Annotated in this window: 20 protein-coding genes; 11 read left to right on the top strand and 9 right to left on the bottom strand. The window is 63.9% G+C overall.

All coding sequences use genetic code 11. The features are described from left to right. The 5 genes from BT108_RS09550 to BT108_RS09530 all read left to right on the top strand — a co-directional run. Nucleotides 1-279: methane monooxygenase/ammonia monooxygenase subunit B (locus BT108_RS09550; protein WP_218184804.1), on the top strand; the 279-nt coding region annotated here is incomplete at its 5' end. Between the two features lie 293 nt (nucleotides 280-572). After that, nucleotides 573-1,106 (top strand): hypothetical protein, encoded by a 534-nt coding sequence (locus BT108_RS09545; protein ID WP_255369594.1) that lies wholly within the window; start codon nucleotides 573-575, stop codon nucleotides 1,104-1,106. Nucleotides 1,107-1,186: 80 nt separating this feature from the next. Then, nucleotides 1,187-1,765, top strand: coding sequence for a hypothetical protein (locus BT108_RS09540; RefSeq protein WP_072293165.1), 579 nt, complete (start codon nucleotides 1,187-1,189; stop codon nucleotides 1,763-1,765). A gap of 113 nt (nucleotides 1,766-1,878) precedes the next feature. Further along, nucleotides 1,879-2,289 carry a copper resistance CopC family protein gene (locus BT108_RS09535; RefSeq protein WP_072293166.1) on the top strand — a complete coding sequence of 137 codons (411 nt, stop codon included), beginning with the start codon at nucleotides 1,879-1,881 and terminating at the stop codon, nucleotides 2,287-2,289. Beyond that, nucleotides 2,286-4,475: a c-type cytochrome gene (locus BT108_RS09530; protein WP_072293167.1), complete on the top strand. Its 2,190-nt coding sequence runs from the start codon at nucleotides 2,286-2,288 to the stop codon at nucleotides 4,473-4,475. Before BT108_RS09535 ends, BT108_RS09530 begins: the two co-directional genes overlap by 4 nt. 31 nt (nucleotides 4,476-4,506) lie before the next feature. On the opposite strand, the gene BT108_RS09525 is transcribed toward BT108_RS09530, so the two are convergent. After that, entirely contained in the window at nucleotides 4,507-5,841 is a 1,335-nt protein-coding gene (locus BT108_RS09525) for an MFS transporter (RefSeq protein WP_369817076.1), read from the bottom strand. A 377-nt stretch (nucleotides 5,842-6,218) separates the two neighbouring features. On the opposite strand from BT108_RS09525, the gene BT108_RS09520 reads away from it, so the two are divergent. The 4 genes from BT108_RS09520 (at nucleotide 6,219) to BT108_RS09505 (ending at nucleotide 10,377) form a co-directional block, all read left to right on the top strand. Continuing rightward, a complete protein-coding gene (locus BT108_RS09520) occupies nucleotides 6,219-6,941 on the top strand; it encodes an Npun_F0296 family exosortase-dependent surface protein (protein ID WP_177257295.1) in 723 nt (240 codons plus the stop codon). Between the two features lie 222 nt (nucleotides 6,942-7,163). Further along, the gene (gene gmk / locus BT108_RS09515) at nucleotides 7,164-7,790 is read left to right on the top strand and encodes a guanylate kinase (RefSeq protein WP_072294297.1); all 627 of its coding nucleotides are present in this window, start codon (nucleotides 7,164-7,166) and stop codon (nucleotides 7,788-7,790) included. A gap of 94 nt (nucleotides 7,791-7,884) precedes the next feature. Further along, nucleotides 7,885-8,091 (top strand): DNA-directed RNA polymerase subunit omega, encoded by a 207-nt coding sequence (rpoZ, locus tag BT108_RS09510; RefSeq protein ID WP_072294312.1) that lies wholly within the window; start codon nucleotides 7,885-7,887, stop codon nucleotides 8,089-8,091. A 144-nt stretch (nucleotides 8,092-8,235) separates the two neighbouring features. After that, entirely contained in the window at nucleotides 8,236-10,377 is a 2,142-nt protein-coding gene (locus BT108_RS09505) for a RelA/SpoT family protein (RefSeq protein WP_072294296.1), read from the top strand. 24 nt (nucleotides 10,378-10,401) lie between these two features. Here BT108_RS09505 and BT108_RS09500 read toward each other — a convergent pair whose 3' ends face one another. From BT108_RS09500 to BT108_RS09465, 8 genes are all read right to left on the bottom strand, one after another. Continuing rightward, nucleotides 10,402-11,007 (bottom strand): tetratricopeptide repeat protein, encoded by a 606-nt coding sequence (locus BT108_RS09500; protein ID WP_072294295.1) that lies wholly within the window; start codon nucleotides 11,005-11,007, stop codon nucleotides 10,402-10,404. Continuing rightward, the gene (locus tag BT108_RS09495; protein ID WP_072294294.1) at nucleotides 10,979-11,677 is read right to left on the bottom strand and encodes a hypothetical protein; all 699 of its coding nucleotides are present in this window, start codon (nucleotides 11,675-11,677) and stop codon (nucleotides 10,979-10,981) included. The genes BT108_RS09500 and BT108_RS09495 overlap by 29 nt, the downstream gene beginning before the upstream one ends. Further along, complete coding sequence (locus BT108_RS09490) at nucleotides 11,674-12,939, bottom strand: aKG-HExxH-type peptide beta-hydroxylase (protein ID WP_072294293.1); 1,266 nt, start codon at nucleotides 12,937-12,939, stop codon at nucleotides 11,674-11,676. The genes BT108_RS09495 and BT108_RS09490 overlap by 4 nt, the downstream gene beginning before the upstream one ends. Continuing rightward, nucleotides 12,936-14,519 (bottom strand): radical SAM/SPASM domain-containing protein, encoded by a 1,584-nt coding sequence (locus tag BT108_RS09485; RefSeq protein WP_072294292.1) that lies wholly within the window; start codon nucleotides 14,517-14,519, stop codon nucleotides 12,936-12,938. Before BT108_RS09485 ends, BT108_RS09490 begins: the two co-directional genes overlap by 4 nt. Before the next feature lie 12 nt (nucleotides 14,520-14,531). After that, a complete protein-coding gene (locus BT108_RS09480) occupies nucleotides 14,532-15,659 on the bottom strand; it encodes a hypothetical protein (RefSeq protein WP_177257294.1) in 1,128 nt (375 codons plus the stop codon). Between the two features lie 15 nt (nucleotides 15,660-15,674). Next, entirely contained in the window at nucleotides 15,675-16,406 is a 732-nt protein-coding gene (locus tag BT108_RS09475; protein ID WP_143142451.1) for a hypothetical protein, read from the bottom strand. A 227-nt stretch (nucleotides 16,407-16,633) separates the two neighbouring features. Next, a complete protein-coding gene (locus BT108_RS09470) occupies nucleotides 16,634-18,151 on the bottom strand; it encodes a YifB family Mg chelatase-like AAA ATPase (protein WP_072294289.1) in 1,518 nt (505 codons plus the stop codon). Between the two features lie 43 nt (nucleotides 18,152-18,194). Further along, nucleotides 18,195-18,485: an accessory factor UbiK family protein gene (locus tag BT108_RS09465; protein WP_072294311.1), complete on the bottom strand. Its 291-nt coding sequence runs from the start codon at nucleotides 18,483-18,485 to the stop codon at nucleotides 18,195-18,197. A gap of 108 nt (nucleotides 18,486-18,593) precedes the next feature. On the opposite strand from BT108_RS09465, the gene BT108_RS09460 reads away from it, so the two are divergent. Both BT108_RS09460 and murU read left to right on the top strand, forming a co-directional pair. Further along, complete coding sequence (locus tag BT108_RS09460; protein ID WP_072294288.1) at nucleotides 18,594-19,598, top strand: aminoglycoside phosphotransferase family protein; 1,005 nt, start codon at nucleotides 18,594-18,596, stop codon at nucleotides 19,596-19,598. Nucleotides 19,599-19,617: 19 nt separating this feature from the next. Beyond that, nucleotides 19,618-20,310 (top strand): N-acetylmuramate alpha-1-phosphate uridylyltransferase MurU, encoded by a 693-nt coding sequence (gene murU, locus BT108_RS09455; RefSeq protein ID WP_072294310.1) that lies wholly within the window; start codon nucleotides 19,618-19,620, stop codon nucleotides 20,308-20,310. Nucleotides 20,311-20,361: the final 51 nt, after the last annotated feature.

Below are 20,361 nucleotides of genomic sequence, written 5' to 3'. Positions count from 1 at the left end.
ATCAACAAGGTGGGATTGAAGCACCTGGATCGCAACTACCCGAAGGAGTTGGTGGCCACCGGCCTGTCGTTTGACAACGAGACCCCGATCCAACCGGGAGAGACGCGCGAGATCAAGATGGAAGCGAAGGACGCGCTGTGGGAAGTACAGCGGCTGATGGCGCTCCTGGGCGACCCGGAGAGCCGGTTTGGCGGCCTGCTGATGACCTGGAGCGACACGGGCGATCGCAACATCAACAGCATCGCTGGAGCGGTGATACCGGTCTTCACCAAGCTGTAAGCTTCACACATGACACCGATCCGCCCCCGTCGACAGACGGCAAGGGGGATCGGTGTTTTTTATGCGCCCGCACGCGCGCCAGCGCCCGGGCCCGGATAACCGCAACCTGCGCGCCTCCTGGCGGCGCTGCCGCCGCAGGCCCAGGAACGACCCCGGCGAGCGGCCGGCGGATACGAATCGAACGGAAGTGGCCGAGGGGGCGGGACGTGTACCATGCACCATCACAATCCGGACGGGCTTGCCCGTCCATCGTCAGACAACTGAAACAGGCGGGTGCTGCAGCCCTCGTCCTGATGGCGCTGCTGCACACAGGCACGGCGGCAGGGCACGGCAACGTCTCCCTGGAAGAAGACCCGTGCGTGCGCCGCATCGGCGAGAGCATGGTGCACCTGAGCGCCTACCAGCCGCAGTTCGAACCCACCGCCCAGTACTGTACCGAAATCCCCGCGGTGGGCGACACCTACCTGGTGGTGGACCTGATCGATCCTGCCCTGCGCGACATGCCCATCAGCGTGCGCGTGACGCGCGGCACCGGCGAGGCCGAGGACGAGACCCTCAAATACCTCGCGGCGAGCTACCACCCGGATGGCGTCATCTCCACCGAGACCGGGCTGGATCAGGGCCTGTACACCGTCCTCATCACCGCCGAGGGCCAGCCGCCGCTGCGCTTCCAGTATCCCTTGCGGGTACAGATGGTCAACTACGCGCAACTGTTCCGCTCCGCCGTGGGTCCGCTGATCATCCTGCTGATCCTGACGCTTCTGGGTTACAAGCTCATGAAATCCAAGCGTGTGCAGCAATGGCGGGAAACCCGCAAGCGGCCCTGACAGGGGCTGCATTTGCCCGCCGAAGGCGGTAAGATCCGGCGCAGGCCCGACAACAACTCTTTTTTATAGGTGGATCCGACATGTTTCTACGCACACTCAAACCTGCCCTGCTCGGCCTGATCCTGGCCGCGGGCCTGCCGCACACCAGCGCCGTCCACGCCCACGGCGGCCTCTCGCTGGCCGACGACATCTGCAAGCTCACCATCGGCCCCTACACCATGCACTTCACCGGCTACCAGCCCGAGGCCACCCAGGAGAAGGAATTCTGCGAAGACATTCCCGGCACCGGGCGCACCGTCGTGGCGCTGGACTACATCGAAGAAGCCCTGCGTCCCCTGCCCACCGAAGTACGCATCATCCGCGACACCGGTGCGGCCGAAGGCGGCGAAGGCAACCTGGACGACATCACCATCCTGCACATACCCGCCAAGGTCTACCCCAACGGCTCCATCAACTTCGAATACGACTTTGCCCAGCCGGGCAAATTCGTGGGGCTCGTGACCGTGCGCGACCAGGCGGAGCACATCTCGCGCTTTCCCTTCTCGGTGGGCGAGCCCAAGGGCACCTCCCCGTTCCTGATCGGCGGCATCGTCGCCGCCGTGGGTGCCGCCGCATTCTTCTTCCTGCGCGGGCGCTCCGGCGGCGGGGCCGCGGCCTGAGCAAGGCGGAGCTGGCGCCGCGGACGAACCATATACCGGCAATACGGTCATACCCAATACAATCGCCGCTTTCATGAAGACCGGGAGACGGCTACAAAACGAGGGTCAACACCATGGAATCACGCACGACACCCCTGCAGCGTGCCGCCCGAGGCTGTGCGCTGCTCCTGATCGCCACACTCGGACTGCACAGCGCGCCGGTGCTCGCGCACGCCATGCTGGTCAAGGCGGAGCCGCCGCGGCGCGCGGTGCTCAAGAAGCCCCCGACCCAGGTACGCCTGTGGTTCAACGAGGAAGTCGAAAAGGACTACCCCTTGCTGAGCATCTACCAGGCCGACAAGACCCCCATCGTGGACAGGATCAAGCCGGAAGTGTCGGCCGACGATCCGCGCTCCATCGTCCACCCCCTGCCGGAGCTGGCGCCTGGCAAATACACCGTGGAGTACAAGGTTCTCTCGGTGGACGGCCACACCGTCAAATCCTCCTATGACTTCACGATAAAGAGCCAAGACCCGTCGCAATGATCGAGGTCGTTGCGACGCTGTTTCGCTGGCTGCAGCTCGCGTCCAACATGATACTGGTGGGCGGCTGCGTCTTCATGGCGATCGCCGGCGCCTGGCGCTCCCCCTGGGTGGGACGGCTCGAACGCCTGCTGCCATGGCTGGCGCTCATGCTCCTGGTGGGACTGGTGGGCATCCTCGCCACCACCACTGCCCAGGCCACGGGCGAGGACGCCAGCCTGTGGAACCTGCAGGCCTGGCTCGCCCTCATCCAGAACACCCGCATGGGCCACATCTGGGCGGGACGGGCCGCCAGCGCGATCCTGGTGCTTGCCATCGTCCTCTACATCCGCCACAGCGCCTCGCGGGCGCGCTGGCACTACCTGGCCTGCACCGCGGCCGCCTGCCTGACCCTGATCGTGGGCTCGCTCGCGAGCCACTCCGCCGCCGAAGAACTGTCGGTGCTCTCGGTGCTGCCCTACGCCCTGCACATCATCCTCGCGAGCGTCTGGTTCGGCGCCCTGCCCGCCTTCCTCCTGGTCTGCTTCACCTGCACCGGTGCGCTTGCGCCCGGGGAGGCGGGCGCAAGCGCCCTCCCGGCCCGGCCCGGCCCTGGCGCGTCGGGGGGCGGCGCGGCCGCGCACGCCCATCCGGGCCCCGACCTCGATCTTGACGCCGGAGACGGCGCCGTCGCGCGCCTGCATCCCGTCCTGCGCACCCGCGAAGAACTGATCCAGGCCGGCGCCCGGGCGCTGCAGCGCTTCTCGGTGCTGGCGCTGCCGGTGATGCTGGCGGTGATCGCCACCGGCATCCTCATCACCGACCGCATGGTCGACAGCGCCTACGCCGCCATGGTTTCCACCTGGTACGGCTGGCTGCTCAACGCCAAGCTTCTGCTGCTGGCCCTCGTCCTCGTGATCGCCGCGCGGGCGCGCGCCACCTGGCTGCCGCTGTTCTCCCAGGCCGTGCCCGGGGCCGCTGCCGGCATCCTCGAGAAAGCGCTTGCGGCGGGGCGCCACATGCGCCGCTGGGTAGGCCTCGAACTCATCCTCGCCCTCTTCATCGTCCTGCTGGCCACCATCGTCTCCAACACCGTTCCGGCCAAGCACGCCATCATCCAGGACTGGCCCTACGGCTTCCGCTTCTCCCTGGCGGCCACCTGGGGCGAGACCAGCGTCATGATACGCGTCTGGAGCGGCGTGACCCTGCTCCTCCTCGCCTTCGGCGCGCTCGCCTACGGGCGCAGGCACGGCTGGGAACGCAAGCGCAGGCTGGGCATTCCGGCGCTGCTGGCTGCGAGCGCCCTGGCGCTGGCACTGCCGCCGCTGGCGGTACCCGCCTATCCCGAGACCTACCGCAAGACCCCGGTTCCGTTCGACACCATCTCGATTGCCAACGGGGCCGTCCTGTTCGGCGAGAACTGCACCGCCTGCCACGGCCCGCAGGGCAAGGGCAACGGCGTACTCGCCAAATCCTTCAACCCCCCGCCCGTGGACCTGCTCACCGAACCGCACACCGCGCGGCACACCGCGGGCGACTTCCTGCACTGGCTCACCTACGGCATTCCCAACACCGGCATGCCGCCGTTTGACAACCTCACCGAAGAAGACCGGTGGGACGTGGTCAACTTCCTGCACGCCATGTCGCGCGGCTACCAGGCGCGCCTGATGAGTCCGCGGGTCGTACCCGAACAGCCCCAGCCGAACCTGGGCCCGCCCAACTTCTCCTACAGCGCGCATGACGGCACGAGCGGCACCCTGAAGGACTTTCGTGGGCGCAAGAACCTGCTGCTGGTCTTCTTCTCCTGGCCGCAGTCGCGCGAGCGGCTGGTGCAGTTGCGGGCGCTGGCGGCCCGTGTCGAGTCGGCCGACACGGTGCTGCTGGCGATCCCCGAGGACGACCCGGATGCCGGGGAGATCGCCCAGATCCTGAATGAGGCGACCTTCCCGGTGGTGACGCAGGGGGTGGGCGACATCGTGCCGAGCTACGCCCTGTTCCGGCGCACGCTGAACAAGCCCGACCTGCTGGGAGAGGGGACGCTGCCTGCGCACATGGAGTTCCTGGTGGATCGGTTCGGCTACCTGCGGGCGCGCTGGATCCCGGATGCGGACGGCCCCGGATGGGAGAACACCAGCATGCTGATGCAGCAGATCGAACAACTCAACCAGGAACCCGAAATCCTCCCACCTCCAGGCGACCACGTGCATTGAATGCGGATGAACGCCTCTCCGGAGGCGGCTGCTATCCGCCCATTCCCGATGCCGGCGGCTCTGCCAAGGCGGCACGTCGGCCGCGGCGGACGTCCACACCCGCGAGGATGATCAGCCCGACAAGGAAATAGGCGCCGGTGATGAGCATGGCCAGGCGGTGATCGCCCCGTGAAATCCAGGTCACCAGGCCGTAGGTCACGGGGCCGAGGATCGAGGACAGTTTCACCGCCAGACCCCATAGCCCGAAGAATTCGGCCCGGCGCGCTCCCGGACTGAAATACCCGACCAGCGCCCGGCCCGCCGATTGCGACGCGCCCAGGCACAGCCCGGCGATGTTGGCGGCCAGCCAGAACATGGCGCTGTCGTCGGCCTTCCAGGCGATCAGCACCATGGCCATCCAGCCGACGAGCGTGAGCGCCACCGTCGGAACGTGGCCTATCCTGTCCTGCACGCTGCCGAAGGCGAAGGCACCGCCTGCGGCCGTGACGTTGACCACCAGCACCAGCAACATGGTATCGCCAGTGCTGAAGCCCATCGCCTGCTGGGCGTAGATCGCCGCCAGCGTGATCACGGCCTGGATTCCAGCCTGATAGAACACCAGGCAGGCGAGAAACGTGCCCAGGTCGCGATAGTGCCGGACATGGCTCAGCGTCTGCACCAGCCGCGAAAGCGCTTCGTGGGCCGCACCGCGTCCTGCCCCACGTGCCTGTGGAAGCGCCCTCTCCTTCAGGTACACGAAGGTCGGAATGCTGGAGACCGCGAACAGCGCGGCCGTGATCAGCATGGTCACCGGCACGAACTGCGCGGCCTGCAGCTCCTGACCCTGGGCCCAGGTGACATAGGCCAGCGAGCATCCCAGGCTTACCAAGCCGCCGATGTAGCCCAGGCTCCATCCCCAGCCGGATATCGTTCCCAGTGCTTCGCCGGCGGCAAGTTCCGGAAGAAAGGCAGCGATCAGGTTTTCGCCGGAACCGAAGAAGAAATTGGTCAGGATGATGAGTGCCACGGCCAGCCAGAGATCCCCCGGCCCGACGAGGGATAGCATTGCCGTGAATACGACGCATCCGGCGGTGGTCAGCAGCAGCAGGCGTTTCTTCGCGGCATGGGCATCGGCATAGGCACCCAGCAGCGGCCCCGTCACCATGATCATCGCATACGACACGGCCAGCGCCATAGTCCAGGCAAGCGTTCCCCACTCCTCATTGTTCGCCACCACTGCCACGAAGTAGGCATTGAAGATCGCGGTGATCACCACCGTGGTGTAGCCCGAGTTGGCGAAGTCGAACATGGCCCACGCCCACACCTCTCGGCGGTTGACGCCAACTGCAAGGTGTGGGGACGCCGAAGATGAGGGTTGATGGTTCATCGGTTTTGGCACGAAGGGGCGGGACCGCTGCGATTCATCATGATACTCCTGGCGCCGGCGGGCGCCCCTTTATCTCGGTCATTCGTCATTTTCCCCGATTTCATCGATATCAGCCGTTCCCGGTCTTGTTCACACTCAAATCCACCGCCATCGGCATGGCAACGGCTCTGCCTGGTAAGCCCTCTAGTACCGAAGTCCATGTCGGGGGAGTTTTCATATTTCCTCAAGGTCACACGCTCCACTAAATAATATATTACATATCAGTATCTTAGATACTGGCATGGTATTTGCTTTTAGAGAGTGTACACAGCGTACCCATGGCCGCAACGGCGGCTTTCAAATAAAAGACAGAAGAGGAGATTCAGATGAGAACTCGCATGATCAGCGTTCATACAGCCTCTACCCTATTGGCCCTCGGGATCGCCATCGCGGCACCCGCCGGCATGGCGGCTGCGACACTGACCGCTTCGGTGGGCGGAACTCCCGCCGGCGGTGCCGTCTATGAGAGCTTTGACACCCTGGCGGCCACGGGCGGGGTCACCGATAGCGGCATCACCGTGTCCTTCAGCGGAACAGGGGCCAGGACCGTCGACCTACCCAACCTTGCCGGATATTATGCCGCGCCCTATATTTCCAACGGCAATGGCGCGCTGTTCGACAACTTTCAGGCCGATGGGCCGAATGCAACGCAGTATCTCACGACCGGCATCGGGCAGGTCACGCTGGATCTGGGCGGACATCACCAGTATTTCGGTCTGCTGTGGGGTTCCGTGGACAACTACAACACGCTGTCCTTCTACGACGGCACGACCCTGCTCTTCAGCTTTTCCGGACTCGACGTGGATAGCGCGGCCAGTGGCAATCAGGGCGCCGCAGGTACCTTCTACGTGAACATCGATTCCACCATACCTTTCGATCGGGTCGTGGCATCGAGCACGCAGTACGGCTTCGAGTTCGACAATGTATCACTGGCGGTCAATCCCTCCAACCCCGGGGGCGTCCTGCCCATTCCGGAACCCGAAACGTACGCCATGCTCCTGGCAGGGCTGGCCATGGTGGGGGCGATCGTACGACGCAGGACCTTGGCCATTTCGGCCTGAGACAGGCCGGCAGGTCCCCGACGTGACGGCGTGCCTTCGTTTCATGGGAGCTTGCCGGCCCCGATAATTTATATGTCATGAAAATGCCGGATGCGGTCCGGAACGGGCGCAAGAGTACGCGGCAATCTGTTACCATAGCGGCTCCAAACTCTGTGCGGAGCCGTTTCCATTCCTGACGTGAAGTGAGGGAAGCCTGCCGCATCTTGCGAACACCATCACGCCATGACGCCCGGCAATCTGTTCATCATCAGCGCGCCATCGGGCGCGGGGAAGACCAGCCTGGTCAAGGCGCTGCTCCAGACCGGCATCGATCTGCGCCTGTCGGTGTCCTATACCACGCGACCCGCGCGTCCCGATGAAGTCGACGGGCGCGACTATCACTTCGTCAGCCTGGAAGGCTTCAGGCGAAGGCAGCGGCAGGGCGAATTCCTGGAAAGCGCGGAAGTGTATGGAAATTTCTACGGGACGTCGCAGAAATGGATCGCCCAGACCATGTCCGCAGGGCACGATATCCTGCTGGAGATCGACAGCCAGGGCGCGGCGCAGGTACGCCAGGCCTTTCCCGGATCGATAGGAATTTTTGTCCTGCCGCCATCCCCGGAAGCGCTGCAAGCACGTCTGACCGGGCGGGGACAGGACAGCCCCGAGGCAATCAGGCGGCGTTTGGCCGCTGCCCGGGAAGAGATGGTGCATGCGCGCGAATATGATTATGTTATCATCAATATGAAACTTGATATGGCGTTGCAGGATCTGGCGTGCATCGTGCGGGCCGAGCGTCTCAAGGCAGCGGGACAGCTCGACCGCCACCGCGACCTGATGGCACGATTCGGAATCGAATCTGTCATATAAGAGAGGAGGCCTTGCCCTGCAACACAAGCTGATGCGGAGCAACGCCATGGACGGGCCGCCTGACAGCACATTATTGAATGGAGCAGTGATCATTATGGCACGTATCACCGTTGACGATTGTCTGAAGAGGATTCCCAATCGTTTCGACATGACCCTGGTCGCAACCATCCGGGCGCGGCAGCTTTCCGTGGGCGGCGCCCCGATGGTGGAGTCCGCGCGCGACAAACCTACCGTGATCGCGTTGCGCGAACTGGCTCAGGGAAAGGTCGGACTGGATTTGTTGACGAGCGTGCCGCTTTGAGCGCGTGAGGGGAATCGAGATTCATGCTGAAGATGAAGATTGGCGGCGGACGGGGATATCCGTCCATCTGGCTGGCCATGAGGGCATTGTCATCCTGAAATTTCCATGCTTCGGAGCGTGTCACAGCAAGCGAAGGAAATGACCATGCAAGCACGAGGTTTGCCAGACTCCTCTGCTACATTGCCCGAAGCGGATTTCCTGTTTGGCGAACTCTCCTGCTACCTCAAGCCGGACGACATTTCCGAGCTCCAGAACGCCTACCTCTTCAGCCGGAGCGCGCACTCCGGGCAGTTCCGGCAGTCCGGCGAACCCTATATTTCCCATCCCCTGGCGGTAGCCGGCATCCTCGGCAAGCTGCGGCTCGACTCCCAGACGCTGGCTGCTGCGCTGCTGCACGACGTGATGGAGGATACCCATGTCTCCAAGGCCGAGCTCAGCGACCGGTTCGGCAAGCCAGTGGCGGAACTGGTGGACGGGGTTTCCAAGCTCGACCAGATCGAGTTCCAGACCCGTGCCGACGCCCAGGCCGAGAATTTCCGCAAGATGCTGTTGGCGATGGCGCGCGATGTACGCGTCATTCTCATCAAGCTGGCGGATCGACTGCACAACATGCGCACGCTGGAAGTGATGCGGCCGGAAAAGCGCCGCCGCATCGCCCGGGAAACCATGGAAATCTACGCACCCATCGCCAATCGGCTGGGACTCAACAACATCTACCAGGAACTGCAGGAACTGGGATTCCGCCATCTCTACCCGACGCGCTATCGGGTATTGAACAAGGCTACCCGGGCTGCACGCGGCAACCGGCGCGAAGTGGTGAGCAAGATACTCGAATCGATCAAGCAGCGGCTGGCGGCGGCGGGGCTGGAAGCGGAGGTGACCGGGCGTGAGAAACAGCTCTACAGCATATATACGAAAATGGTGGAAAAGCACCTCACCTTCTCGGAAGTGCTCGACATCTACGGCTTCCGGGTGATCGTGAAGGACGTGCCATCCTGCTACGTCGCGCTGGGTGCACTGCACAGTCTTTACAATCCCATTCCGGGAAAATTCAAGGACTACATCGCCATTCCGAAGGCGAACGGCTACCAGTCCCTGCACAACACCTTGTGGGGACCCTACGGCACGCCCATCGAGGCTCAGATCCGGACCACGGAGATGCACCGGATCGCGGAAGCCGGCGTGGCCTCGCACTGGCTCTACAAGAGCACCGATGCCGACCTGAACGACCTGCACATGAAAACCAACCAGTGGCTGCAAAGCCTGCTGGAGACGCTGAGTGACTCCGCCGATTCCCTCGAGTTCCTGGAGCATCTCAAGGTCGACCTGTTTCCCGGGGAAGTCTACGTCTTCACTCCCCAGGGCGAGATACTGGCGCTGCCCAAGGGGGCCACCGCGGTGGATTTCGCCTACGCGGTGCATACCGATATCGGCGATCGCTGCGTGGCTGCCAAGATCAACGGCGAGAATGCGCCACTGCGCACCCATTTGCGAAACGGCGATCGCGTGGAGATCGTCACCGCCTCGCATGCCAAGCCCAATCCCGCCTGGCTCAACTACGTGGTGACCGGCAAGGCGCGCTCGCACATCAGGCGGTTCCTCAAGACCATGCAGTATGAAGAATCGGTGCGAATGGGGGAACGTCTGCTGAACCAGGCGTTGCAATCGCTCGGGATCGATCCGCTGATGATCAGCGAGACCCAGTGGGAAAAGCTGGCGCGCGAGAGTGGAGCCAAGTCCAGAAAGGACCTGCTGGCCGACATGGGGCTGGGCATGCACCTGCCGGCGGTGGTGGCGCGGCGTCTGGCAGCGCCGGAGGACATCGCGTCCGCAGGCAATGGCGGAGGTGTCATCACGATACTCGGCACCGAGGGTGTGGCGGTGCAGTTTGCCAAATGCTGTCACCCGATTCCGGGGGACTCCATCGTCGGCTTCATCAAGAAGGATCAGGGATTGGTGATCCATACCCACGACTGCCCGGTGATCTCCAAGACTCGAGGACATTCCGACAATTGGCTGGATGTGGCATGGGGCAAGGAGATCGCCAGGCATTTCGAGGTCTGCGTCAGGACCGTGGTGGTCAACCAGCGGGGTGTCCTGGCGCGCGTCGCGGCGGCGATCGCCGGGGCGGGATCCAACATCGACAACGTTGCCATGGACGGAGACGACACCTACACCACCATGAGCTTCACGCTCCAGGTGCGCAACCGCTACCATCTCGCGCAGATCATGCGCGGGTTGAGGGGGATTCCCGAGGTGGCCAGGATCATCCGCGTGAAGGGTTGAGCCGGCGCGTGCTGCGGTGTGGATTCAGGTGCGAACGCGTTCCCGGGCGTCCTTCCTGCCCATGCCCAGGCGCTGCAGTTCTTCCAGCGCATAGCGGTAGCCCGGCTCCAGCGCCAGCGCGGCTTCGAAATGCCGCAGGGCCTCCGGCAGGCGGCCAAGCTCCCGCAGGCAGACTCCCTTGTTGTGGTATACGACGGCGCGCGTGGCATCGATTGCCAGCGAAGCGTCATACATCGGCAGCGCCTCGGCATAGCGTCCCATGTCGAACAGCACGTTTGCCCATTCATTGAGCGCCGGCGCATATTCCGGGTCGAGTCCCACCGCGACGCGGAAGGCCGCGATGGCAGCCTGTGGCTGATCCAGGTCGCGTCGGACCAGGCCCAGATTGCCCCAGTGCATCGGATTCCATGGAGCAAGCCGCAACGCCGCGTCGAAGTGGACCAGGGCGAGCGGGAACTCGCGCCGGGACCATGCGACGTTCCCCAGTCCACGCCAGATGTCGGCTTGATCCGGTTGCCCTGCAGATGCCCGCTCGAAAAAACGCCAGGCCTCGTCGAATTCTCCGGCGCGCCAGGCCTCATAGCCTGGCATCAGCGCGGGATCATTCGGCGGCCAGTCGTTCCATTGCATCGCGCTGCTCCAGAGAGATGTCCGCGAGCCGGTAGCATCCCGCCAGCATCGTCATGCATTCTCCCATCGCCAGGGCGGGTCGCAGGTGTGCCTGCTCGGCGCCGTTGAGAATGACGATCCGGTTGGACAGGCCGGTGATGCGCAACAGCAACCCGCTGGCAGCATTGTCACCGCGGAAGACGTGCAGCTGGAGTCCCGGCGTGGGTTGCGCGCCGGGTGCCCACGTGCTGTGCAGGTACGCCAGCAGGGCGATCCGGCACGCTTCCCGCTTGTCGCAATGCTCTCCCATGTGCTGGCCCGGACCCTCGTAGTAGGTATAGCAGCTCGCGCTCCAGGAAGGAACGAGCCTGTGGCCGGTGACCGATTCCAGCATGGCCAGTATCGATGCCGATGCCAGGAAGCCGCGTGCATGCGGTCCGAGATGCGCACGAAGATTGTCCTGGGCGATCTCTCCCGGGCAGCGATGCGCGAACAGGCTCCAGCTTGCCTCCCGCCGCTGCGCCAGGGCTTCGTCCAGTAGCCGTGCGTGGATGTGGGGATCGAGAGCGGGCGGGCCCCATACCGCCGCTCCCCTGCTGGAGAATTCCATACGCAACCGTATCAGCATGGAGGCGTCGGCCTCCGGTTTCATGCCGATGCCTTGGGTGGCGCATGATGCGAAGATCGTCACAGCAGAGGCTCCTCCAGAGCGAATTCCTCGAACAGCAGGGCGCCGACCCGTGTGGGTAGGGCGTGCTCGCGCAGCGTGGACCAGGCCTGCCTCACATTGCGTCGCTGCCGTTCATAGATCACGCGGGAAGGCCATGAATCCGCATGGCATCCCGCCAGTCGGCGATGATAGCGGCAGACGTTGAGAAAGGCGTGCACGCCATCCACCAGCCCGCGCAGGGGGCGCCGGTCTGCCCGCCAGGGAGAGACGAAGCCGGCAGCTTCCATTCCTGCGTCGCGCGCACGGGCGATGGCGTCGTAGCGGCGGAAGATGTTCATCCTGACATGGCTCGATTCATGGCAGAGCAGGTCGCCGATATGCTCCACGTCATCCGCGCTCATGAATATCACGCCGGGCATCTCTGGCGGACTGTGGCTGCGCGAGTAGCCGCGCTGCTCCAGGATGCAAAGCGCCTTTACGTGGCGGTGGAGCGCATGCAGGGCCAGCGGCCAGATTTCCCCGAGCAGGGCCAGTGCCGATTCCACCCGTCCGCTGCTCGTGCGCACCGCTTCGTCCATCGCCGGGCCAAAGCCGGACAGGAGCGGAGCAATGTCGGAAACGCCATTGAGCACGGGCAGTCCGCCTATGATCGGCAGGGCTTCGAGGCGGGGATGGTCGAAGCCTCCCGGCAGTCCGTAGCCATCATTCCCGAGCGTCAGGCTTGGGCCGTCGCTCCAGACGAAGCGGGTGCAGCCTCCATCCTCCACGATGGCGAGCGTGGTGCGGGGCGATTCGTTGTACAGCAGGGCATGGACGTGCGGCAGGTATAGCGGCCCGGACGAGAACAGACGCGCAGGCAGGACGAGGGTGAAGTCGCGCACGTCGGGATGATGGATGAAATGCCGGACGCTGCATAGGATCCGGCGCACGCCGGCCTCGTTGAAGCGTTCCTCTCCGGCCTGCGGCACGGTGTCCATTTCCGCCAGGGGCGTGGAGAATACGCGGGCCAGACCATCGGCAGGCAGTTCATCGAGCAGGGTGGCGAGGCGTTGTGCGAAAAGCCGCTCGGTCGCGTCCATCGCGTCCATCGCGGCAGGCAGCAGGCCGCCCAGGCGCATCGCCCGGGCGAGCGCCGCCAGCCTGGAAAGGATATCCACGGTCCTGCCGGGAGGAGCCGGGTAGCACAGGCCGCTGCAGTCCGGTATCCAGGGTGCTTCCATTTTCGGGGGCGTGTGTGACGGTTCCCACGGCGCCTGCACCGGATCGAGGCCGTTGGCCTTCATGTCGTGACAACTTCGTCTTGGGCGACGGCGAAGTCGCGGGAAAAACGCTGCCCTTCGTTGTTGAAGTAGTTGCACGCGTTCAGATGGTCGAATGCCATCGCGTCCGAGGACAGCCAGTGCATCAGATAGGGATAGAGCGTCTTGTAGAAGGCACATTCCGGCGTGCGGTGCCGCACCGTGCCGTATCGCTCCCACGCCTGCGCGGAGCATCCGGACTGGCATAGCTGCCGGTAGGAGCAGGTGCTGCATCCTTCGAGATCGGCAGGCCTGCGTTCGCGGATCTGCTGCATGATTTCGTGGTGCCTGGACGGTTGCGACAGGCTTTGCAGCCCGCTGTCGAATATGTTTCCCAGCTTGAGTCCGGGCGACTGGGTGGCTCGGCCGCAAGGATAGATGTCGCCATTGGCGGCGATGGCCTGGAAAGTATCCCCGGCGCCGCAGTGGGTGCGCATGCAGCGTGTCCGGCGCTGCTTGCTGGTAAGAAAATCGCACATGCTGCGCACGTTGTCTTCCAGCAACGGCAAGCGCTGCGCGACGATGTGATCCATCAGCCGCTTGATGAAGCCGATGATCTCGTCCTGACCGAGCCCCACCCTTTCCCAGTTTTTCCGAGCATCGCCCAGATACGCCACCGGGTTCAGCCTGAAGCCGTAGATGCCGAAGTCGAGCATGGTGGCGGCCAGGGCAGCGGGATCGTCCACATTGGATCGGTTCAGCACCACCAGGCCGCCGAACGGTACCCCGAACCGGTGCAGGAGATCGATGCCCCGGGCCATCTTGCTGAAGGATTCCTTGCCATTCACCTGCGGGCGGCTCATGTTCTGGCGCTGCGCTCCGCCATCCAGCGAAATTCCCACCCGGATGTCCTCGTCCTTCAGCCAGCGCACCCGCTCCTCGGTCAAGAGGGTGGCGTTGGTCTGCGTGCTGATGAACAGCCTGCGATGCCCGCGCATGGGATGGCTGCGGATATATTCCACGGTTTCCTTCATCAGTTCGTACTTGAGGAAGGGTTCGCCGCCGGCAAATTCAAACGCCAGCGTGTCGCTTTCCTGCATGGCGAACGCGAGATCCACCGTCTTTCGGGCGATGTTCCTGTCCATGGCCGGCATGGAGGAACTGGCTCCCGCAAGGCAATACGGACAGGCGAGATTGCATTTCTCGGTGATGAGGAGTTCGATCAGGTTGCCTTCGTCGTAGTTGGGGCCCTCCGCAAACATGCGCCGATCGACGGCGGCCTGTCCATCGAGCGTCAGCAGGCCACGGCGGTAGAGCTGGGCGGTGAAGTCGAGAGCCCCATCCGGATCGTCAGGCGACAGGTGGTGCCTCAACCAGGCGAACGATTTCCCGTTCGCCTGCTGGAACCATCTCGATTCCTCCTCATTGAGAAACGCCCATGCTGCGCTTTCGGGATGGATGGCGAGCATTTCGCCGCAGATACGTTCGAGAACGACGCCGTCCGTACCCAGCACGGTCGTGTCGCCGAGGCTGAGCATCCCGAATGGCTCATAGTGTCTGCCGCAGGATTCCGCCAGATAGGCACTTTCGGCGCTTTCCCTGGGAGGTCTGCTGAAGTATTTCATGCCATGATCCTCCTAAACAGCCATCTCGTCCGGATGGCTCGTGTCCAGCACCCAGCCTGGAACGGCCCGGTCGGCAATGCGCCAGTTGGCGACGGTACCTGCCGTCAACTGACGCGACGAGGCGATCGCACGGCCGAGCCCGTCGTTCATCCCGATGGTTTCCACCCGATCGGGATCGTAGATCAGGCGTATGCCGCCATGCTTCCGTACGACGCGCCCCCCATGAAACAGAGCGTAGCCATGGCCGGGGGCAGCCAGCATGGGAGAGGCCAGGCATGTCCGTATTTCCAGCGCGTCCGCCGGCCAGTAGTGTTCCAGCGCGGCCAGGTGCCGGCGGGCCATCGCCACAGTTCCCGAGCAGTGCCACTGGCATGGGAAGTGCTGCAGTATCTCCCGCCCGAAGTAGCGCGCAAAAATATTCGCGGCCCAGTTCATTTTGTATACCGGATGCATGCCAGCTGATTCTTCCAGAAGCATGAGGCCCACATCCCCCTCGTGCCCGGCAGCGGCCCTGGGCCAATGCTCCTCGAACGCTCGGCAGCAGCACGAGGGATAGCCGAGCAGCCCCCCCAGGAAGCGTTCCCATCCGAACAGCTGGCATAGCCAGGCCAGCAGTACCGTCTGCTGGTCGGTGGAGATCAGCAGTCCACGCCATGCTCCCGAACCCGGCGACGCCGCTGTCACCGTCGCTGTGCGATTGCTGTAGCCGTTCTTGTGCCGGTCCTGCTGTGGCGAGAATTGGTACGGACCGAGGAGCGCATAGTAGCCGCGTGCCTGCGCCCAGCTTGCCAGGGCGACCAGGCTTCGCTCGTCGCCGTGGATCAGGCCCAGGGGCTTGGCTCCCGCAAGCAGGAGGCGCAGCTGCGTTTGCCGCAGCTGCGCCGCATCGGGTTCAGTGCACCATTCCACGGGGCCCAGGAGGGTCGCATCGTCCATGCGGACCGATATCGCACTCATGGGAGGCGGCAGCGATTCCGGCACGGCATCGGGCTCCCATTGCCATTCGCGCAGCGCCGTGGCGGGATCATTCGCCAGCATTCCTCGCAGCCTCATATCCTGGCAGGCGGCAGCGATGAAGGCCTGCAACCGCCCTGCAGCATGGCGTGACCACGCCGTGCCTTCGGCCAGTACGGATTTCACCGCCCGGAAGCGTCGCTAGCGCGTGATATGAAAGCCGCGTACGTGCAGATCCACCGGGCCGGTTGCCGGAATGGCAACCTGGCCTCCGTCCGGCAACGTGACGTTGATGAATGCCGCGGTACTCGTCCTCGGATCGAAGTTGGCGTGCCCGCCGCCGTTGACGAATCCCGGGGGGCCGGAATTCACGTGAGAGCCTGCCCTGCCCAGGTCACCCACATTGACACGGCTGCCGATGTTTCGGGCGGGATCGAAGTTGGCGTGCCCGCCGCCGTTGACGAATCCCGGGGGGCCGGAATTCACGTGGACGCCTGCCCTGCCTGCATCGCCCACATTGACGCGGCTGCCGATGTTTCGGGCAGGATCGAAGTTGGCGTGCCCGCCGCCGTTGACGAATCCCGGGGGGCCGGAATTCACGTGGACGCCTGCCCTGCCTGCATCGCCCACATTGACGCGGCTGCCGATGTTTCGGGCAGGATCGAAGTTGGCGTGCCCGCCGCCGTTGACGAATCCGGGAGGTCCGGAATTCACGTGACTGCCGGCCAGTCCGCCCTGATTGGCCAGCCGGGAAGCGATGGCCTTGCTGGCCTCCGCCGAAATGATGGAATTCAGGTCGTCTATCGTCAGTTCGCTGAGTCGGGTGTTCGCAGCCAGTGAACGGGATTGCGGAGCTTCAGCCGCCTGGGGATCGGCTGCGGTTTTCGGAGCAGGCGAGGCGGGGGAATCCTTGGGGTTCTGCTTGTCGGTCATGATGGGCTCCTCAAAGCGAAAGGTGATGGGATGGGGGAACGGGAAATGGCGGATATCGGGTCTGAAGGAGATCCGCGAGGCGGTTTTCCCTATCGGAAAGACAATATCCATTTCACGATCATTGTTTTTCCGGTCCGCCTAATTTATTGCCCGGGATTGCCATTGTCAAGATGCCGCCGAAATATATTTGTGTCATGGAATCGCGACGACGGGTACCGACTCAATGCTCAGTCTCTGTCCAGCCTGTGGTATTGCACCGCTTCCGCGACGTGTGTGCTGACGATGCGCTCGCTGGCTCCGAGGTCGGCGATGGTGCGCGCCACCTTGAGGATGCGGTGGTATGCCCGGGCGGAGAGATTCAGGCCGGCGATGGCCTGCTTGAGCAGATTCAATCCCGGGACATCCGGAGTGCAATGGGTGTCGATCTCCCCGATCGTCAACCGGGCGTTGTTCCTGCCCTGGCGCTGCAGTTGCCGCTGGCGGGCGGCTATCACCCGCTGCCGGATACTGTGGCTGGATTCGCCGGAAGTGCGTCGCATCAGGTCCTCCTGCGGGACGGCGGGGACTTCGATCTGCAGGTCGATGCGGTCCAGCAAGGGGCCGGAGATCTTGCTGCGGTAGCGGGCCACCTGATCGGGAGTGCAGCGGCACTTGCCGAGATAGTGTCCGAGGTAGCCGCATGGGCAGGGATTCATCGCGGCGATCAGCTGGAAGCGTGCGGGAAATTCGGCTTGCCTCGCCGCGCGCGAGATGGTGATGCGGCCGGACTCCAGCGGCTCGCGCAGCACCTCCAGCACCCGACGGTCAAATTCCGGCAGTTCGTCGAGAAACAGCACGCCGTGCATGGCCAGCGAAATTTCGCCTGGCCGCGGGTTGCTCCCGCCGCCGACCAGGGCGACACCCGAGGCGGTATGATGCGGCGAGCGATAGGGGCGACGCTTCCAGCGGGCGATGTCGAAACCGCCGCTACCCAGGGATTGCATGGCCGCGGATTCAAGCGCCTCTTCTTCCGTCATGGGCGGCAGGATGCCGGGGAAACGCGCCGCCAGCATGGATTTCCCCGTACCGGGCGGACCCATCATCAACACGCTGTGCCCACCCGCCGCCGCGATTTCCAGAGTGCGCCGGGCCTGTATCTGGCCCTTGACGTCTCCCATGTCGGGATACGGGAATGAATCGGTCCCGGGATCGTCCTTGTCGAGTGTGCCGGGCTGGATGAGCGGCTGGATGAGTTCGCGTCCTGCGAGATGGGCGCAGATCTGCAACAGCGACACGGCGGGATAGACCGTCGCTTTCCGGACCAAGGCGGCCTCGGCGGCATTCTGGCGAGGCAAAACGAAACTGCGGCCCGAGCGGGCGGCGCCGTACGTCATTGCCAGTGCCCCGCGTATCGCGCGCAATTCTCCGGTCAGGGCGAGTTCGCCCGCCCATTCATAGCGGTCGAGCGCATCCGCGGGAATCTGGCCCGTGGCCGCGAGTATGCCCAAGGCAATCGGCAGGTCGAAGCGTCCGCTTTCCTTGGGCAGGTCGGCGGGCGCGAGATTGACGGTGATGCGCCGGATGGGAAATTCAAACCGTCCGTTCTGCAGTGCGGCGCGTACCCGGTCCTTGCTTTCCCTGACCTCCGTTTCGGGCAGGCCGACGATGGTGAAGCTCGGAAGACCGTTGGCGATATGGACCTCCACGGTGACCAGTGGCGATTCCATGCCCGAGATGGCGCGGCTGTACAGAACGGCGGGCGGCATGCGGTCTCGTTCGATCGGCTTCTTCGCATGCCGTTGAGGGTGGCTACTCCGTTTCTGCGGGATCGTCCAATGTCTCTGCCGGTACGCCGCCACCGCCCGCAGCCCCCAGGCTTTCCAATTCCGTGACGCGCGCTTCCAGGATGGACAGTTTCTCGCGTGTGCGCCGCACGATTTCCTGTTGCACTTCGAATTCCTCGCGCGTCACCAGATCCAGCTTGGTGAACACTCCGGCCAGCATGACCTTGATATTCTTCTCCACATCCTTGACCGGGCTCTGCGCCAGCAGTTCGCCGACCTTGGTTGCGATTTCGTCCAGTACCTTCTGATTGAGCATGGGTGCCTCCATGATGATCCTCGCATGATCCGCCAGGATGCCAGGATAAGAGCGTATCGTACGCATGCTAAAATCTCACACTTCGGGTATTTAGGCAAATCGTCCATCATGGAGCGCCTGCAGCTTCTGGAAAACTGGATCGGGAAACAATTTCCCGGCGAATCCTTTGCGCTGTCGCCCGCTTCCGCCGATGCAAGCTTCCGCCGCTATTTCCGTGCGACCTTCCCCCATCGAACGCTGATTGCGATGGATGCGCCGCCCGGTCAGGAGGATTGCATTCCCTTCCTGAAGGTGGCCGGATTGTTTGCAGCCGCGGGCGTGCATGTCCCCACGGTGGTGGCCCAGGATCTGGCGCGAGGCTTCCTGCTGCTTTCCGACCTGGGGGATACCACCTACCTGCGGGCGCTGGACGAGGATCCCGGCAGCGCCGACCGTCTGTACCGGGATGCCTGGACCACCCTCATCGATATCCAGCGGGCGAGCCGGCCCGGCGTTCTGCCCGCGTACGACGAGGCACTGCTGCGGAGAGAACTGAACCTGTTCCCGCAATGGTATCTGGCGCAGCACCGGCGCATGCCGCTCGATGCTGCCCGAAATGCCGGACTCGAGGCTGTGTTCGACCGGCTCGTGCGGAATGCGCTTGCCCAGCCCTGTGTATTTGTGCACCGCGACTACCATGCGCGCAATCTCATGGTTTCCGCCCCCAATCCAGGGGTCATCGATTTCCAGGATGCGGTCTACGGTCCCGTTACCTATGATCTGGTGTCTCTGTTCCGGGATGCCTATGTTCGCTGGGATGAGGAACGGGTGCTGGATTGGGTGGTGCGCTACTGGGAATCGGCGCGCAGGGCGCAACTGCCGGTCACCGCCGATTTTGCGGAGTTCTACCGCGACTTCGAGTGGATGGGCGTGCAGCGCCACCTCAAGGTGCTGGGCATCTTCGCACGCCTCTGGCACCGCGACGCCAAGGCGGGATATCTCGAAGACATGCCGCGGGTGATGCGGTACCTGCGCCAGGCGTGCGCGCGCTATCGTGAACTCGATTTCCTTCATGCTCTGCTGGAAAAGCTGGATGAGGTGTCGTCGGGAACCAGGATTGGCTATACGTTCTGACGTGCCGCCCTTCAGAGCCATGATCCTTGCGGCGGGACACGGCACGCGCATGCGGCCGCTGACCGACGCATTGCCCAAGCCGCTGCTGCGGGCCGGTGGGCGAGCCCTGATCGAGCACCAGCTCGTGCATCTTGCCCAGGCCGGTTTCGTCGAGATCGTAATCAATCATGCTTACCTGGGCCACATGATCGAGGCGGCCCTGGGCGACGGAACTCGTTACGGCGTTCGCATCCGTTATTCTCCCGAGGCGGCGGGACTGGAGACAGCCGGCGGAATCTCGCAGGCGCTGCCGCTTCTGCAGGACGGAAATGCCTCGCCATTCCTGGTGGTCAACGCCGATGTCTATTGCGAATTCGATCTCGTATCGCTGCTGCCGGTCCTGCGCCACATGCGCGCTGAGCCGGGCGCAGACCTCGCCCATCTGGTGCTGGTGGACAATCCACTCCACCATCCCGGGGGCGATTTCACTCTCGAGTCCGGCCGGGTTCTCCCCGCTGGGCAGGCGGCGCTGACGTTCGGTGGCATCGGCGCCTATCGGCCGGAGCTTTTCAGGGACGTCGTGCCTGGCACCGCAGCGAAGCTGGCGCCGCTGCTGCGCGCTGCCGCCGCGTGGGGCAGGGTGAGTGGGCGCCACTATAGGGGAATGTGGGTGGACGTGGGTACCCCGGAGCGCCTGTGCGACCTCGACAACAGGTTGGGCGGGCCGCCATGAACGCCGCTGCGCGGCCTTCTTTTGCGTTATTACGCGAATGCTGCAAGAATG

It is taken from the genome of Nitrosovibrio sp. Nv17 (assembly GCF_900119085.1).
GTDB lineage: Bacteria > Pseudomonadota > Gammaproteobacteria > Burkholderiales > Nitrosomonadaceae > Nitrosospira.
This window is presented reverse-complemented; position numbering and strand designations above follow the sequence as displayed.

What these genes read in the sequence shown, in the direction of transcription:
- BT108_RS09545 (WP_255369594.1), top strand. Translation starts at nt 573, where the DNA reads ATGGCGCTGCTGCACACAGGCACGGCGGCAGGGCACGGCAACGTCTCC.
- BT108_RS09540 (WP_072293165.1), top strand. Translation starts at nt 1,187, where the DNA reads ATGTTTCTACGCACACTCAAACCTGCCCTGCTCGGCCTGATCCTGGCC.
- BT108_RS09490 (WP_072294293.1), bottom strand. Translation starts at nt 12,939, where the DNA reads ATGAAGGCCAACGGCCTCGATCCGGTGCAGGCGCCGTGGGAACCGTCA.
- BT108_RS09475 (WP_143142451.1), bottom strand. Translation starts at nt 16,406, where the DNA reads ATGACCGACAAGCAGAACCCCAAGGATTCCCCCGCCTCGCCTGCTCCG.
- BT108_RS09525 (WP_369817076.1), bottom strand. Translation starts at nt 5,841, where the DNA reads ATGAACCATCAACCCTCATCTTCGGCGTCCCCACACCTTGCAGTTGGC.
- BT108_RS09505 (WP_072294296.1), top strand. Translation starts at nt 8,236, where the DNA reads ATGCAAGCACGAGGTTTGCCAGACTCCTCTGCTACATTGCCCGAAGCG.
- BT108_RS09530 (WP_072293167.1), top strand. Translation starts at nt 2,286, where the DNA reads ATGATCGAGGTCGTTGCGACGCTGTTTCGCTGGCTGCAGCTCGCGTCC.
- BT108_RS09470 (WP_072294289.1), bottom strand. Translation starts at nt 18,151, where the DNA reads ATGCCGCCCGCCGTTCTGTACAGCCGCGCCATCTCGGGCATGGAATCG.
- BT108_RS09485 (WP_072294292.1), bottom strand. Translation starts at nt 14,519, where the DNA reads ATGAAATACTTCAGCAGACCTCCCAGGGAAAGCGCCGAAAGTGCCTAT.
- rpoZ (WP_072294312.1), top strand. Translation starts at nt 7,885, where the DNA reads ATGGCACGTATCACCGTTGACGATTGTCTGAAGAGGATTCCCAATCGT.
- gmk (WP_072294297.1), top strand. Translation starts at nt 7,164, where the DNA reads ATGACGCCCGGCAATCTGTTCATCATCAGCGCGCCATCGGGCGCGGGG.
- BT108_RS09535 (WP_072293166.1), top strand. Translation starts at nt 1,879, where the DNA reads ATGGAATCACGCACGACACCCCTGCAGCGTGCCGCCCGAGGCTGTGCG.
- BT108_RS09500 (WP_072294295.1), bottom strand. Translation starts at nt 11,007, where the DNA reads ATGCAATGGAACGACTGGCCGCCGAATGATCCCGCGCTGATGCCAGGC.
- murU (WP_072294310.1), top strand. Translation starts at nt 19,618, where the DNA reads ATGATCCTTGCGGCGGGACACGGCACGCGCATGCGGCCGCTGACCGAC.
- BT108_RS09465 (WP_072294311.1), bottom strand. Translation starts at nt 18,485, where the DNA reads ATGCTCAATCAGAAGGTACTGGACGAAATCGCAACCAAGGTCGGCGAA.
- BT108_RS09520 (WP_177257295.1), top strand. Translation starts at nt 6,219, where the DNA reads ATGATCAGCGTTCATACAGCCTCTACCCTATTGGCCCTCGGGATCGCC.
- BT108_RS09460 (WP_072294288.1), top strand. Translation starts at nt 18,594, where the DNA reads ATGGAGCGCCTGCAGCTTCTGGAAAACTGGATCGGGAAACAATTTCCC.